The following is a 14,506-nucleotide window of genomic DNA, read 5'->3' as shown; positions in this document are numbered from 1 at the left end:
TCATCCGATGGGCGGCGGTTCCGGATCACGAAGAGAGGGGGGCGCCCTGTGCGGGGGTGCCCCCCTCTCCCGTGTCCGCGCCTCAGCGGGTGGCGCGGCGCCTGCGGGCCGACGACACCAGCGCACCGCCGGTGAGCAGGACGGCCGAGCCCGCGGCGGCGAGGTACACGGTGGTGTCGCCCCCGCCGCCGGTCTCGGCGAGGTGCGTGCCCTTCTTGCCGGTGTCCTCGGCGGCCGCCTTGTCGTCGTGGGCCTTGAAGCCCGCGGGCGGCCGGTCGCAGGCGATGCCGTCGCCGTCCCGGTCGAGATGGCTGCCGTAGTGCTCGTCGCCCTCCGGGATGTTCGCGTAGCCGGCGGCGTACGCCTCCGAGCAGTTCTCGAACGGGTGGTCACCGCCGTGTGCCGAGGCGGCGCCCGGCAGCACGGCCAGCGCCAGCGCGGCGACGACGACGGCGCCGGGCTTGCGGAGCAGTTTCACAGCAGGTCCTTCCGGGTTCATGGTGATATCCGTGCACATGATCAAGAAGTGACGATCAGTCGGATATGAGGTGACGAACCTAGTGAGGAGCGGATGCCGTGTCGGCGACATGAGAAACCCGTGATGCGAACGTGACGTGACCGGAAGGTAACTCTCCGCAGGACCGTCGCCCATGGTTCAGCTGTCGCAGGCCACCCCGTCGTTGTCCCGGTCCAGGTGGGAGGCGTACCCCGGCTCACCGCGGTGGATGGGGGCGGCGCCGGCGGCGCGGGCCTCGGAGCAGTTGGCGTAGGAGACGCTGTCCGAGCCCTGGTCGGACCCGGAGCCGGGGTCCGCCTCGGCCTGTGCCGTGACCGTCCGGGTGACCTTGACCGTCTTGGTGGCGGTCACGGTCGGCGCCGGTTCCGGCTCGGGGGTCGCCGTGGCCGTTGCGGTCGTCGTCACGGTCACCGTCGGCTGCGGTTTGGCGGCGGCGGGCTTCGCGTCGGTCGCCGTCTTGTTCTGGTCGCCGCCGCCGCTGCCTATGCCGACGCCGAGGAAGAGGGCGAGCGCGAGGGCGGGCAGGACGTACCGCTTGCGGGCCCACTTGGGGGCGGGCCGGGAAACGGACGGAGGCGCCGGCTGCCACTGCGGTGCGGGCTGGGTGTTGTACGGGTTGGCCATGTCGTCCCCCTGGAGGCGTTACGTGAGGGGATGACCGTATTCCTGGTGTGGCGTTTGTGGAGATGAAGTGTTCATTCCGTGACCATTACATGTCAGACGGTGGTGACGCCTTTGGGCCGCCTCGGAGGAGCTCACGGGGGTGACCTACGACGCCCTGAAGGTCTGAGCTCTCAGGCCCCTTCCCTTCAGTCCTTGCGGCCGGTCACCGCCACCGTCACACCCAGCCCGATCATCGTCAGTCCGCCGACCCCGCCCACCAGGGACAGGCGGCGCGGCGAGCGGGCGAACCAGCCCCGCGCGGTCGCCGCGACCAGCCCCCACACGGCGTCGGAGACCAGCGCGATGACGTTGAACACCAGCCCGAGCAGCAGCATCTGCGCGGTCACATGTCCCTGGCCGCGGTCGACGAACTGCGGCAGTACGGCGGCGAAGAACACGATGGTCTTGGGGTTGGTCACGCCGACCGCGAACCCTTCCCCGAAGGTACGCAGACCGCCGTGCCTCTCCGCGGCCGCCTTCACGTCCTCGGCGAACGCCGCGCGCAGCGAGCCGCGTCCGCGCCACGCCTTGACGCCCAGGTACACGAGGTAGGCGGCACCGGCGAGCTTGAGCGTGGTGAAGACCAGCACCGAGCGCTCCACGACCGAGCCGACCCCGAACGCAACGGCGAGCACCAGCACGTACGCGCCGACCGTGTTCCCGGCCACCGTGGTCAGGGCAGCCCGCCGGCCCTGCGCGAGCGCCCGGCCGATCACGAACAGCACGCTGGGTCCGGGCACCACGATCAGCAGGAAGGACATGGCCGCGAAGGCGAGAAGACGGTCGGTGGACACCATGGCGCCCATGCAAGCACGGGGGCCCGGCGCCCTCCAGGGGATTTCCGCCGGTGGACCCCGAGGTGGGGTGCCGCCGCGCTCGTCACGATCTCCCCATGTCTCGTCCAAAACTTCTTCACAGCAGCCCCGACCGCCTCGTACAGTGCACGGGCCATGGCTCCTTTTCAGTCCATGTGCACATCAAAAACGGGGAGTTGATCGGGCATGACCACGCCCATACGGTTCGCGCGCAGAAGACCGCGCACCACCCGCACCACCGTCGCGAGACTCTGCACCGCCACCGCCCTGGCCGCGGTTGTCGCCACGGCAGCGCTGTGGTCGGCCGGCTCCGCGCCGACGACGGTGACCGCCACCGCGGCGGACGGCGGCGACGTCCGGACCGTCGCAGGCTCCGCGCCGATGCTGCCCCTGCTGGTACGCCGTACCTCGGACGGCCACCTGCTGACGTACGAGCCCAAGGGCACCGGTGGCGTCAAGGCCGCTCTGGATCTCGGAGCGGGCTTCAGCGCAGCCACCGCCATCGTCCGCGCCAACAACTCCGAGAGCGGCTCCCGCAGCGACCTCTACATCCGGATGGGCAACGCCCTCTACTACACCGCCGAACGCTCCACCGAGACCAGGCTCATCGGCAGCGGCTGGGACCAGTTCAACCTCCTCATGTCCCCCGGCAACCTCGGCGGCACCGCCCAGCCCGACCTCCTGGCCCGCGACAGCGCCGGCGCCCTGTGGCTCTACCAGGGCAAGGCCGACGGCACCCTCGCCGCCAAGGTCCGGGCGGGCACCAGCGGCTGGAACGCCCTCGACATCCTCGCCGGGTACGGCGACTACACCGGCGACGGCAAGAACGACCTTCTGGCCCGTACGCCCGCCGGGGCCCTCTACCTCTACCCCGGCACCGGTAACGCCACCGCCGACGCCGTCTTCGGCACCCGCGTCAGCGTCGGCAGCGGCTGGCAGGCGTACAACGCGCTCGTCTCCACCGGCGACAACGACGGCGACGGCAAGGCCGACCTCATCGCGCGTGACACGGCAGGGGCCCTCTGGCTCTTCAAAGGCACCGGCACCTCCACCGCGCCCTTCGCCGCCCGCGTCCAGATCGGCACCAGCGGCTGGAACGCCTTCAACACCCTCTTCTAGAACGGCGCTTCACGCCGATCACCGTTCGGCACGCCTGTAGTCCCTCATCCTCCCGGCCGACCCCGGCAACCCGCCCTGCCGAGCCCGCACCCGCGGCGCTCGCCCCGGGCGTGACCCCGGTCCGGCCCACCCCAGAAGGCTGACCACTGACGATGCGTACCAACGCGCCCCCGGCACAGTCACGTGCCCGCCGCGGGCACCCTCTGCTGAAGAGGTTCCTGTCGACCACCGCGGTCGTCTGCTCCGTCGCGCTCCTGGGCTCCACCGCGCAGCCCGCCGCGCCCACGCCCACCCGCCCGGCCGCCGCCACCGGTGTCGATCCGGCGACCGGCTACGACTTCGACCAGGCCGTCAAGATCCGCGACGCCCAGTGCCTGATGAACATCATGCAGCGCCGGGGCGGGCAGGAGATGAAAGCGGTCGCCCGCACCGGTCTGGCCGGCACGGACGCCGACCTCCTGACGGCCGGTGATCCGGAGTACTACAAGACCCCCGCACCCCCGCTGGCCGTCGCCTACGACAAGGACAAGGCGACCGCGTCCGCGAAGATGGACGAGCTCTACGACCGGCACAAGGTCTGGGAGACCTCCCTCAACGTCACCCCGCCCGCCAGCTACACGTACACCGGCTTCCAGTGGATCGAGCAGAAGGACAACCCCTTCGCCACCACCGGCCTCTCCGGCTGGATCGCCGACCAGTTCTGGCAGTCCGAGTACGACCTCTTCCACACGAACCAGGCGCCCGTGGCCGGGCAGGACTCGGTGGACGCGGTCACCGGCATCGTCAACAGCCGTTATTCCGAGGACCGTTACGAGGACTACGACGACTGGTCGGCGTGGAAGTGGGAGATGCAGTTCATGCACCCCATGTACGCCGACGACGCCCGGATCTTCCTGCAGAACGGCGGCTTCCCCACCACCGCCCCCGACCCGGACTCGGTCGAGTTCCGGATCGACGTGGAGGCGCTGAAGGCGCGCTTCGCCTCGTGCACCACCAGCAACCCGATCGACCCGCACAAGGTCCTGACCGCCGAGACCGTCGTCGCGTCCACCGAGTGGCAGGCCGAGATCTCCGGCCAGAAGACACAGCGCGACCGCATCCTCGCCGCCGAGGCCGCCGCCAACGGTGACCTCCAGGTCGCCACCCAGGCGCTCGGCGAGGCGCTCGGCCAGTCGACCATCGCGAGCCGGCTCGCCGACTGGCAGGCCTACTGGCTCAAGCAGCCCACCACCAACAGCAGTTACCCGGACGCCGCCGAGTTCACCAAGGTCGCCGCCGATATCGTCAAGGCCCAGGCCATGGCGCTCGGCCGGCTGTACGTGGCCTCACGGGCCGCCCAGTCCGCCCAGACGCAGGCCGCCAAGGCCACCGCCGCGCAGACCGACGCCTATGCCGTCGCCGACGCGGCCGGTCTGCCGCGCGGCCGGGGGCTGCTCTACGGGCAGCAGGCCGTCCAGGTCACCAAGGCCTCGGCCGCCGCCGCGACAGCCGTCGCCAAGGCCACCGAAACGGCGTCCAACGCGACCCGCGCATCGGCCGCCGACAGCAAGACGCTGATGGCGCTGGCCAAGACCCAGGCGCACGCCTCCGCCGCCGAGTTCCGGCGTGCCGCCGCCGAGGAGGCCGCCGCCCAGGCGAAGGCCGCCGCCGACGGTGCCGCCGTACAGGCCACCAAGGCCGCCGAGAACGCGGCCAAGGCCAAGGCCGCCCGGGTGAAGGCGGAGGCCGCCGAGGCCACCGCGAAGGCCGCGGCCGCCGATGCCAGGGCCAAGCGGGCCACCGCCGAGGCCGAACGCGACAAGGCCAAGGCGCAGAAGGACATCGCCGCCTCCGAGCGGGCCAAGGCCGCCGACGCCAACCAGCGGGCCCAGACCCAGCGGCAGGTCGCGGCGGACAAGCTGAGCGCCGCGCAGACCGCCGGCGGCACCGCGTCCGCGAAGAAGGACGAGGCGCTGGCCGCCGAACGCCGGGCCACCGTTGCCCGGGACAACGCGGTCAACGCCGAGGACACCGAGGACGCCCTGTCCGCCCGGGCGGACGCCGCGGAGTCCCGTGCCGCCGCCGACGAGGGCACCGACGCGGCCTCCGCTTCCCGTGCCGCCGCGACCCGGGCCCGTACCGCCGCCAACGAGGCCGGGGACGCCGCCCGCGCGGCACGCTCCGCGGCCAACGACGCCACCACGGCGGCCGCGAACGCCCGCGAGGCCTCGATCCGCGCCGACGCGGCGGCCGCCCGTGCCAAGGCCGCGTCCGACGCGGCGCAGCGCGACGTGGCGATCACCCACGCGGCGGTGCAGAAGGCCCACGCGGCCGCCGCCGACGCTATCGCCGCCTCGGGTGCGGCAGCGGAGAACGTCCGTGTCGCCAAGGCCCTCGCCGACACGGCGAAGGCGAAGGCCGCCGAGGCCAAGGCGAACGCGGCCATCGCCCGTGTGGAGGCCAACGCGGCCGCCGCCACAGCTGTCCAGACCGCCGGCTTCGCCTACGCCACCGCGCAGGCCGCACTGGCCGCGCGCGACGCGGCGGCCCAGGTGATCAAGCCCGCCAACGACGCCATCGAACTGGGCTCCCCGTACCAGGAGACCGACTCCTCGGCCGGCCTGGCCGTCCTGTCCGGGCAGGCCGCGAAGACGGCCTCCGAGCAGCAGGCGGCACTGGCCCAGGCCAAGGCCGCCCAGGCGGCGAAGGCGTCCACCGAGGCCGCCGCGCTCGCCGCCCAGGCCAGTGCCGACGCCAAGGCCGCCGCGGTGGCCGCCGCCGCCGCTGCCGAGTCGGCGGCCAAGGCCACCAAGTCGCTCGCCCAGGCCCGCGCCTCGGCGGCCGACGCGGCCGCCGACGCCAAGGCGGCCGTCAAGTCCGAGGCGAACACCGTCGCGTACGACCAGCAGGCCACCGCCGACGCGGCAGCCGCCGCCGGCGCCGCCACCGCCGCGAGCGGCTACGCGGACGACGCCCGGGCCTCGGCGGACGCCGCCGAGACCGACGCCGCCTCCGCGCGCTCCGCCGCCAGCGAGGCCGAAGCCGACGCCACCACCGCCAGTGGTGTCGCCGACCGGGCCGAAGCGGACGCCACCGCCGCCGAAGCCTCCGCGGCCCGCGCCCAGGAGGCCGCCACCGAGGCCGAGGCCGCCGCCACCCGGGCGGAGACTGCGGCGAACGCGCAGAGCGAGACCGTCCGGATGAGCGAGACCGGACCGGCCGGCGCGCAGGGCGTGATCGCCCAGCCGTACGGGGTCCAGGACACCATCTCCTCGGACGGCATGTGCACCGGCACGCACAGCGGCAGCGACGTCGGCTGCGAGATCAACGTCACGCATCACATCACCGGGACCATGATCTACCTGGTCCTGACCTGCCCGCTGCCCCATGCCACCGCCGTCGAGTGCATCGGCAGCTACACCGCCGACTACCTCGACAGCAAGCCGATCGACTTCACCTACGACGACCAGATCCACGTGGACGGCTGGAAGCTGACCGCCGAGATCCTCAAGACCGTCGCCTACGGCATGGTCCAGGACTTCGTCGGCTGCGCCCGCCTGGTCTTCACCGGTTCGGGAGGCACCGGCGGCGACTGTGCCTGGGCGATCGGCAGCATCGTGGTGCCGCCCCTGCTGAAGGTCGCCTCGCGGTACGTCGTCGCACTGCGCGCGGCCATGCGGACCGGTATCGGCCTGGACCAGGCCATCTACGACCTGCGCGGCTCCGGTCTGACCGCCGACGCGCTGGCCAACCTCACCAAGACCGGCCGGGCCGCGAAGGCGGCCGCCGCCGGGCAGTGCTTCCCGCCGGGCACACCCATCGCCACGGCCGACGGCACCAAGAAGATCGAGGACATCAAGGTCGGGGACCGGGTCTGGGCCGCCGATCCGGTCACGGGCAAGCAGACCCTGCGCAGGGTCACCCAGCTCTTCCACCGCACCGCCGACGGCCTGGTGCGGATCGACGCCGGCGGCCGCCACGTGCGGGCAACGCCCGGCCACCCCTTCCAGGTCAAGGGCAAGGGCTGGGTCGACGCGGGCGATCTCGAGCCGGGCGATCGGCTGGAGAAGCGGGACGGTACGACGGTCGCCGTGGACGGCGTCTCCGAACTGCCGGGTCCGGCCGAGGTGTTCAACTTCGAGGTGGAGGCCGACCACACCTACTACGCGACCGACCTCGACGTCCTGGTGCACAACACCTGCGGCGAGTACTCCGAGATCTACGAGAACGGCACCGCGATCCTCGCCTCCATCGACAGCAAGGGCATCCTCAACACCGCTGTCGAGGTCGTCAAGGACGGCACGGAGGCGACGGCGCCCACCGGCGGCGAGATGTTCGTCAACGCCATGAACGCCCTGGCCAAGGACGCCGAAGGGGTCCGGGGCACCTGGAACAGCGGGCTTCGGGACAACCTCGACAGCTTCAACGCCGGCATCCAGAACATGCTCTCCCCGGAGGACGCCGCCCGGGCGACCTTCACCGGGAAGATGGCCGTAAAGTACGGCTTCACCAAGGTGGAGATCGAGTCGACCGTCGGTTCGCCCGGCGAGTACACAGCGGTGAAGGTGGTGTTCAGAAGGTGACCGACCGAACCGCGATCGTGGCCGGCCTGCGCCGGCTCGGCGAGGAAGGCCGTCCGGCCTCCGAGGCCGCGCGCTGGGTGATGCGGGAGATGGGGGACGACTTCAAGGTCTTCCAGCTCATGGTCCACTTCTTCAGCGCCTACCACGTCCCGGTCGAACGCCTCCGGGAAATGGAACGCTGGGAGGGCCTGGGCACCGGCGGCCCCCTCACGGACGCGGAGTTGGACGCGATCGTCGGCCCGCTCATGGTCCGGGAGACGCCGCCGTCCTGAGGGGACGGAGACGGCACGGAGCATGAGAACAGGGGCGGTCACCCGAAGGTGACCGCCCCTTCCGTGTTCATACGGGCGGGAGCGAACTCCGCCCGGTTACGCCGCCCGCACCTCGTACGTCGTGATCCTGACCGACTCGTCGTCCAGGCACTGCCCGGTCTCCAGGTCGAACCGCTGCTTCAGCAGCGGTGAGGCCACGAACGGGCGGCCCTGGTGGGTGCCGGTCAGGCCGCGGGAGAGGACCGCCGCGCCGCCGAAGGGGTCGCGGTTGTCGATGGCGTACAGATTGCCCGCGCGGTCGCGGAACAGGGCCGCCTGCCGGCCGTCGGGCAGCAGGGCCGCCACTCCGCGGCCGGGGAGCAGGCGGGCCAGCTCGCAGACCGCGAACCAGTCGCCGTTCAGCTGGAGTTCGACCTTGAGGTCGGTGGTCTCGAGTGCCAGGGTCATCGCTGGGCGCTTCCTTCCAGGGGACGGTGGCCGATGGTCAGCAGCGGCAGGTCGGGCTTGATCTGCTCGCGCTCCGGGACGAAGCCGACGACCGGGTCGGGGGTGTCCGGGGCGTTCACGAAGGACACGAACCGGGCGAGCTTCTCGGGGTCGTTGATGGTGGTGGCCCACTCGTCGGCGTAGTGCGCCACGTGGGCCGTCATCAGGGACTCCAACTCCTCGCAGATGCCGAGGGAGTCCTCCACGACCACGTCACGGACGTGGTCCAGGCCGCCGGGGATGCGCTCCAGCCAGGTCGAGGTGCGCTCCAGCCGGTCCGCCGTGCGGATGTAGAACATCAGGAACCGGTCGATCAGCTTGATCAGTTCGGCGTCGGTGAGGTCCTGGGCCAGCAGGTCCGCGTGGCGCGGGGTCGCGCCGCCGTTGCCGCCGACGTAGAGGTTCCAGCCGCTCGCCGTGGCGATCACGCCGAAGTCCTTCGACTGGGCCTCGGCGCACTCGCGGGCGCAGCCGGAGACCGCCGACTTGAGCTTGTGCGGGGAGCGCAGACCGCGGTAGCGCAGCTCCAGGTCGATCGCCATGCGGACCGAGTCCTGGACGCCGTAGCGGCACCAGGTCTGGCCGACGCAGGACTTCACCGTGCGCAGCGACTTGCCGTAGGCGTGGCCCGACTCGAAGCCCGCGTCCACCAACCGGGTCCAGATGAGGGGGAGTTGCTCGACGCGGGCGCCGAACATGTCGATCCGCTGACCGCCGGTGATCTTCGTGTAGAGACCGAAGTCGCGGGCGATCTCACCGATCACGATGAGGCCCTCCGGGGTGATCTCACCGCCGGGGATGCGGGGGACGACCGAGTAGGAGCCGTTCTTCTGGATGTTGGCGAGGAAGTGGTCGTTGGAGTCCTGGAGGGAGGCCTGCTCGCCGTCCAGGACGTAGTTGCTCGCGCCGATCGTCGGGGCGAGGGAGGCGATGATCGAACCGACCGCCGGCTTGCAGATCTCGCACCCGTCGCCGCCCTTGGCACCGTCGCGGCCGTAGCGGTCCAGCAGGTCCTGGTAGGTGTTGATGCGCAGGGCGAGGACGATCTCGTAGAGCTCCTCGCGGGTCTGCGAGAAGCAGCCGCACAGGCCCTTGTCGACCTCGACGCCGGACGCCTCCAGCTCCGCGGTGACCAGCTGGCCGAGCACCTTGACGCAACTGCCGCACGTGGTACCGGCCTTGGTGCACTTCTTCACCTCGGGCACGGTGGTGCACTGGTGGTCGGTGACCGCGGCGCGGATGGTGCCCTTGCGGACGTTGTTGCAGGAGCAGATGATCGCGTCGTCCGGCAGCGCGGTCGGGCCGAGCTGGACGGACTCCCCGGCCCCGGCCGGCAGGACCAGCGACTCGGGCTTGACCGGCGGGACCGAACCTGTGAACGCCTTCAGCGTGCCGTACGCTTCCGCGTCGCCGACCAGGATGCCGCCGAGCAGCGTGCCGTCCCGGCCGATGACCAGCTTCTTGTACAGGCCCGCGCGGGAGTCGGAGTAGACGACGTCCAGGCAGTCCGCGGTCGCCCCGTGCGCGTCACCGAAGGACGCCACGTCCACGCCGAGCAGCTTCAGCTTGGTGGAGAGGTCGGCGCCCAGGAAGGCGGCCTCGTCGGAGGCGATGGTCGCCGCCGCCGTCTCGGCCTGCTCGTAACCGGGGGCCACCAGGCCGTACACCCGGCCGTCGGCGGCCAGCGCGCACTCGCCGATCGCGAAGACGTGCGGGTCGGCGACGGTACGGCACTGCTCGTCGACCGCGATGCCGCCGCGCTCGCCGACCGTGAGGCCGCAGTCGCGGGCCAGCTGGTCGCGGGGCCGGACACCGGCGCTGAACACCACCAGCTCGGTGGCGAGTTCGCTGCCGTCGGAGAGCTTCATGCCGGTGACGGCACCGGCCTCGTCGACCACGATCTCCTGCGTGCCCACTCCGGTGTGGACGCTCAGGCCCATCTCCTCGATGGTGCGCAGCAGGGCCGCGCCGCCGCCCTCGTCGACCTGCACCGGCATCAGCCGCGGCGCGAACTCCACGATGTGGGAGGTCAGTCCGAGACCCTTCAGCGCACCGGCCGCCTCCAGACCGAGCAGACCGCCACCGACCACGGCACCGGTGGTGCGGGTCTTCGCGTACTCCTCGATGGCGAGGAGGTCCTCGATCGTGCGGTAGACGAAGCAGCCCTTGGCGTCCTTGTTCGGGACCGGCGGCACGAAGGGGTAGGAGCCGGTGGCGAGGACCAGGGTCTCGTACGCGAAGACCTGCCCGGACCTCGCGGTGACCTTCTTCGCCTCGCGGTCGACCGCGACGGCCGGGTCACCGACGTACAGCTCGATGCCGTGCGTCTCGATGAACTCCATGTCCGTCACGGACAGTTCCTCGGGCGTCTTGCCCGAGAAGTACGAGGTGAGCGCGACGCGGTCGTACGCGGGACGCGGCTCCTCGCACAGCACGACCACCCGGTGCGTGGCGGTCATGCCGCGCTCGGCGAGTGCTTCGAGGAAGCGCTGGCCGACCATGCCGTGGCCGACGAGCACGATCGTGGGGGTGGCCTCCATGGCCTCCGGGCTGGCGGTCATCAGGAGCCTCCATCGTTGGTGAGCAGGTGGAGCAGCGGTCCGCCGGCGGAGGGCAGCGGCTCTGCTCCCTCCCAGGCGCGGGCGAGCGCGCCGACGGTGCCGAGTTCGCCGACGAGGACCCCGCCGACCAGGCGGTCGTCGCGGACGACGACCTTGCGGTAGGTGCCGCGGGTGGCGTCCGTGAGCTGGACGACGTCGTCGCCCGGGAGCGCCTCGGTCTCGCCGAACGCGGCCAGGTCGAAGGCGGTCTGTCCGGCGAGCGTGAGCCGGGTCAGCGAACGGGTGCCGGTGTAGCGGGCGTTCGTCCGGCCGGAGAGCAACTCGGCGAGTGCGTCGGCCTGTTCCAGAGCCGGGGTGGCGAGCCCGTAGACGTTGCCGTCGTGCTGGGCGCAGTCGCCGATCGCGTGGATGTGCGGGTCGGAGGTGCGCAGTTCGTCATCGACGACGATCCCCTTGCGGACGTCGAGGCCGGCGGTCTGCGCGAGGCCGATACGGGGGTGGACCCCGCAGGCCAGGACCACGATCTCGGCGTCCAGCGCGTATCCGTCGGCCATCTCGACCGAGCGGACCGCGCCGCCGACACAGCGCACGTCACGCACGCGCAGATCGGTGTGGACCTCGACGCCGAGGTCCCCGAGGTGGCGCCGGACGAGCTTGGACGCGCTCGGGTCGAGCTGGCGCTCCATCAGCCGCTCGGACTGCTGGGCCAGGATGACCTGGGCGCCGCGCTGGGCGAGCGCGCGGGCCGCGGAGACCCCGAGGAGGCCGCCGCCGATCACGACCGCCTTCACTCCCGGCCGGACCGCCTCGGACAGACCCAGGCAGTCGTCCATGGTGCGGAAGGCGTGGACGCCCCGCGGCAGCTCGTGGTCGGCGGTGAACAGCCCGCGCAGCGGCGGTAGTACCGGGTTCGAGCCGGTGGCCAGGACCAGCCGGTCGTATGCGATCTTCGAACCGTCCGCGCATTCGACGGTCCGTGCCCCGCGGTCGATGCCGGTGACCCGGGCACGGGTCAGCGCGGCCGGCGTCGGGAGCGCGATCACGTCGGGGGTGTACCGCCCGGCCAGCACCTCGGCGAGGAGCACCCGGTTGTACGGGCGGTGCTCCTCCTCGCCGATCAGCGTCACGGGCGTGCCGAGCTCGCCGAGCCGCCGGGCGAGCCGGACGCCCGCGAGCCCGGCGCCGATCACCACCACACGCGTATTCGAGGTCATGTCCACGAGCGTGCGTTGCGGGTGTTACCCGACCGCATCACCTCTGTTTCCCGCGAGGAACGCTGCCCTCAGCTGGGGCCGGGGGCGGGTGTGAGGGTTCGGGGCGCGCGGCGGGGGTGCGCTGTGAGGACTCCGTCCCCCGGGCGGGCCGGGTGGGTGGGACCTGCATGTATCCCGTCGTCCGGGGCCGCGATCACGCCCGACGGGCCGCTGACCGCGATCCGGTCCCGCTGCCCGGCCTCCCGGCCGCCGGGGACGTCGGCTGCCGGACCGGCGCGGGAACACCGGCGAGATCCGCTCGACCGGGCGCCGTCCGGTGGCAGCCGGCCGCCGCGTCGGCCGTCCTGGGGGCCCTCGTCTTCGCGCAAGTCGCGGATATTGCGTACGAACAACGGCTCCCCTGCCGCTACCGTGACGCCGTGACGACTCAGGTGATCGTGCTCAACGGCGGCTCCAGCTCGGGCAAGACAGCCATCGCCCGCTCCCTTCAGACCGTGCTGCCCGAACCGTGGCTGGCCTTCAGCATCGACGACTTCGTCGACTCGATGCCCCCGGCCCTGCAGGAGGGGGACGCGGGCCTGGAGATCACGGCGGACGGCGGGGTGAGCGTGGGGGCGGACTTCACGCGGCTGGAGGCGGCCTGGATGGCGGGCCTCGCCGCGACCGCCCGCGCGGGTGCCCGGGTCGTCGTCGACGACGTCTTCCTCGGCGGCCCGCACTCCCAGGAACGCTGGCGACACGCCCTGGCCGAACTGGAGGTCCTGTGGGTCGGTGTGCGCTGCGAGGCCGCCGTCGCCGCGGGCCGCGAGCTCGCGCGGGGCGACCGGGTCCCGGGGATGGCCGAGAAGCAGGCGGAGAGCGTCCACCAGGGCGTGGTCTACGACATCGAGGTCGACACCAGCCGCACCGGGTCCTCGGACTGCGCGCGCATCATCGCCGAGGCGGTCGTCAGCGGCTCCCCGTGAGGTGCGCGAACACCACCACGTTCCCCCGGTAGCCGGTCGAGCGCGAGTAGCCCCCGCCGCAGGTGATCACCCGCAGCTCGGGCCGCTTCGCGGCGCCGTACACCTTCTCGTCGGGGAAGTCCTTCGCGTCGTACACCTCGACCGCGTCCACCGTGAACACCGCGACGCTTCCGTCGCGCCGGTCCACCTCGATCGCGCTGCCCCTGCGCAGGGCACCGAGGTCGTAGAAGACGGCGGGTCCTTCGGCGTTGTCGACGTGACCGGCGACGATCGCGGTGCCCGTCTCACCGGGGGTGGTGCCGGCCTCGTACCAGCCGGCGAGGTTCTTCTTCGCGGCGGGCGGCACGTCGAGGCTGCCGCTCGCCGTCAGGGCCAGGGCCGTCAGCGGCGCGTCCACATGGATCGCGGGGATGCGGACACGGTCGGGCGGGGACGGCGGCAGGGCGGGCGCGGCGGACCGCCCGCTGTCCCCGTCCGTGTGCGCCTCGGCGGCCGACGGCTGCGGCGGGGGGTGCGTCTCGGCGCCGCTGCGCAGCAGCCACGCGCCGCTGCACAGGGCCACCACGGTGACGCCCGCTATGGCGGTGTTGCCCAAGCTGCGGTTGCGCACAGGAGCCTCCTCTACGGCTGGCCGGCCCGTCCCCCTCCGGGCCGCGAGGGGCGTCGGACCCGGAGGGGGAGGGGACATGCGGTACCGGCGGACGGACAGCGGAGGGTGTCCGTCAGATCCCGTCGCCTCTCGCCCGGCGATGCAGGAGCCAGGTACCGCCCGCGGCGGCGACGGCGAGAGCCGCCACGCCGGCCGCGGTCTGCACGGGATCGGGGCCCAGAGCGCCACCGACCCCCGTCTTCACACTTCCCCTGGGATACACCGGCTGACGCTGGGACGTCAGCGTGACCACCAGGTCGCCGGTCACCCGCCGGTCGCCCTGCGCACAGGTCGCGACGATCTCGTACGTCCCCGGCTGCGCGCTCGGCGGCACCCGGAACTGCCCGATCGCGTCACCCTCGTGCGTGCCGGGCGCCAGCGTGAAGGTGCCCGCGCCCACCGCGCTGGCGTCCCCCGCCGCCGTACCGCCGTCCCCGCACGCCGCCGTGTTCACGGTGACCTGCCCGCCCGGCACCACGGAGGACGGGAACACCTCGAGCCCGCCCGTGTCCCCGGCGTACGCGGGCGCACAGACGAGACCCGCGGCGGCGACGGCGAGCGCGCTGCCGGTCAGCAGGCGGGTGGTGGGGCGCATGGTGCTCCTTCGAGCTCTCGGAGGGTCCCTGTGCCTTCGAGGTAAGTGGCAGTGGGCCGAGTCCGCTCCCTGAGGGGGCGTCAGAAAT

Annotated in this window: 12 protein-coding genes; 4 read left to right on the top strand and 8 right to left on the bottom strand. The window is 72.3% G+C overall.

Features of this window, described 5'->3' with window-relative positions; all coding sequences use genetic code 11:
• Nucleotides 1-82 precede the first annotated feature (82 nt).
• The 3 genes from ACGFWE_RS12395 to ACGFWE_RS12385 form a co-directional block, all read right to left on the bottom strand.
• A complete protein-coding gene (locus ACGFWE_RS12395) occupies nucleotides 83-478 on the bottom strand; it encodes an excalibur calcium-binding domain-containing protein (RefSeq protein WP_393599704.1) in 396 nt (131 codons plus the stop codon).
• A gap of 177 nt (nucleotides 479-655) precedes the next feature.
• A complete protein-coding gene (locus tag ACGFWE_RS12390; RefSeq protein ID WP_393599702.1) occupies nucleotides 656-1,141 on the bottom strand; it encodes an excalibur calcium-binding domain-containing protein in 486 nt (161 codons plus the stop codon).
• A 185-nt stretch (nucleotides 1,142-1,326) separates the two neighbouring features.
• Nucleotides 1,327-1,977: a LysE family translocator gene (locus ACGFWE_RS12385; RefSeq protein WP_393599700.1), complete on the bottom strand. Its 651-nt coding sequence runs from the start codon at nucleotides 1,975-1,977 to the stop codon at nucleotides 1,327-1,329.
• Between the two features lie 204 nt (nucleotides 1,978-2,181).
• Here ACGFWE_RS12385 and ACGFWE_RS12380 point away from each other — a divergent pair, with 204 nt between their 5' ends.
• The 3 genes from ACGFWE_RS12380 to ACGFWE_RS12370 all read left to right on the top strand — a co-directional run bounded on the left by ACGFWE_RS12380 (nucleotide 2,182) and on the right by ACGFWE_RS12370 (nucleotide 7,948).
• On the top strand, nucleotides 2,182-3,114 hold the full coding sequence (locus ACGFWE_RS12380) for an FG-GAP-like repeat-containing protein (RefSeq protein WP_352383703.1): 933 nt from the start codon (nucleotides 2,182-2,184) through the stop codon (nucleotides 3,112-3,114).
• A 152-nt stretch (nucleotides 3,115-3,266) separates the two neighbouring features.
• On the top strand, nucleotides 3,267-7,676 hold the full coding sequence (locus ACGFWE_RS12375; RefSeq protein WP_393599698.1) for a Hint domain-containing protein: 4,410 nt from the start codon (nucleotides 3,267-3,269) through the stop codon (nucleotides 7,674-7,676).
• Nucleotides 7,673-7,948, top strand: a complete 276-nt coding sequence (locus ACGFWE_RS12370) for a hypothetical protein (protein ID WP_352383699.1) — start codon at nucleotides 7,673-7,675, stop codon at nucleotides 7,946-7,948. The genes ACGFWE_RS12375 and ACGFWE_RS12370 overlap by 4 nt, the downstream gene beginning before the upstream one ends.
• Before the next feature lie 96 nt (nucleotides 7,949-8,044).
• Here ACGFWE_RS12370 and nirD read toward each other — a convergent pair whose 3' ends face one another.
• From nirD to ACGFWE_RS12355, 3 genes are read right to left on the bottom strand one after another with little or no spacing between them, the layout of a single operon-like run.
• Nucleotides 8,045-8,395, bottom strand: coding sequence for a nitrite reductase small subunit NirD (gene nirD / locus ACGFWE_RS12365; RefSeq protein ID WP_352383697.1), 351 nt, complete (start codon nucleotides 8,393-8,395; stop codon nucleotides 8,045-8,047).
• Nucleotides 8,392-10,995 carry a nitrite reductase large subunit NirB gene (gene nirB / locus ACGFWE_RS12360; RefSeq protein WP_352383695.1) on the bottom strand — a complete coding sequence of 868 codons (2,604 nt, stop codon included), beginning with the start codon at nucleotides 10,993-10,995 and terminating at the stop codon, nucleotides 8,392-8,394. The genes nirD and nirB overlap by 4 nt, the downstream gene beginning before the upstream one ends.
• On the bottom strand, nucleotides 10,995-12,209 hold the full coding sequence (locus tag ACGFWE_RS12355) for an FAD-dependent oxidoreductase (protein WP_352383693.1): 1,215 nt from the start codon (nucleotides 12,207-12,209) through the stop codon (nucleotides 10,995-10,997). Before ACGFWE_RS12355 ends, nirB begins: the two co-directional genes overlap by 1 nt.
• 419 nt (nucleotides 12,210-12,628) lie before the next feature.
• Between ACGFWE_RS12355 and cpt the strand changes: the two genes are divergently transcribed.
• Nucleotides 12,629-13,174 (top strand): chloramphenicol phosphotransferase CPT, encoded by a 546-nt coding sequence (gene cpt, locus ACGFWE_RS12350; protein WP_352383691.1) that lies wholly within the window; start codon nucleotides 12,629-12,631, stop codon nucleotides 13,172-13,174.
• Here cpt and ACGFWE_RS12345 read toward each other — a convergent pair.
• Together ACGFWE_RS12345 and ACGFWE_RS12340 are read right to left on the bottom strand one after the other, a co-directional pair.
• Nucleotides 13,158-13,784 (bottom strand): class F sortase, encoded by a 627-nt coding sequence (locus ACGFWE_RS12345; RefSeq protein WP_393599694.1) that lies wholly within the window; start codon nucleotides 13,782-13,784, stop codon nucleotides 13,158-13,160. The two genes, cpt and ACGFWE_RS12345, sit on opposite strands and share 17 nt — an antisense overlap.
• Nucleotides 13,785-13,896: 112 nt before the next feature.
• Entirely contained in the window at nucleotides 13,897-14,418 is a 522-nt protein-coding gene (locus ACGFWE_RS12340; protein ID WP_352383688.1) for a hypothetical protein, read from the bottom strand.
• Nucleotides 14,419-14,506 lie beyond the last annotated feature (88 nt).

The organism is Streptomyces sp. NPDC048523, from assembly GCF_043199815.1.
In the GTDB taxonomy this organism is placed as follows: Bacteria; Actinomycetota; Actinomycetes; order Streptomycetales; family Streptomycetaceae; genus Streptomyces.
The sequence above is the reverse complement of the archived record's forward strand: the minus strand, read 5'-3'. Positions and strand labels throughout refer to the sequence as shown.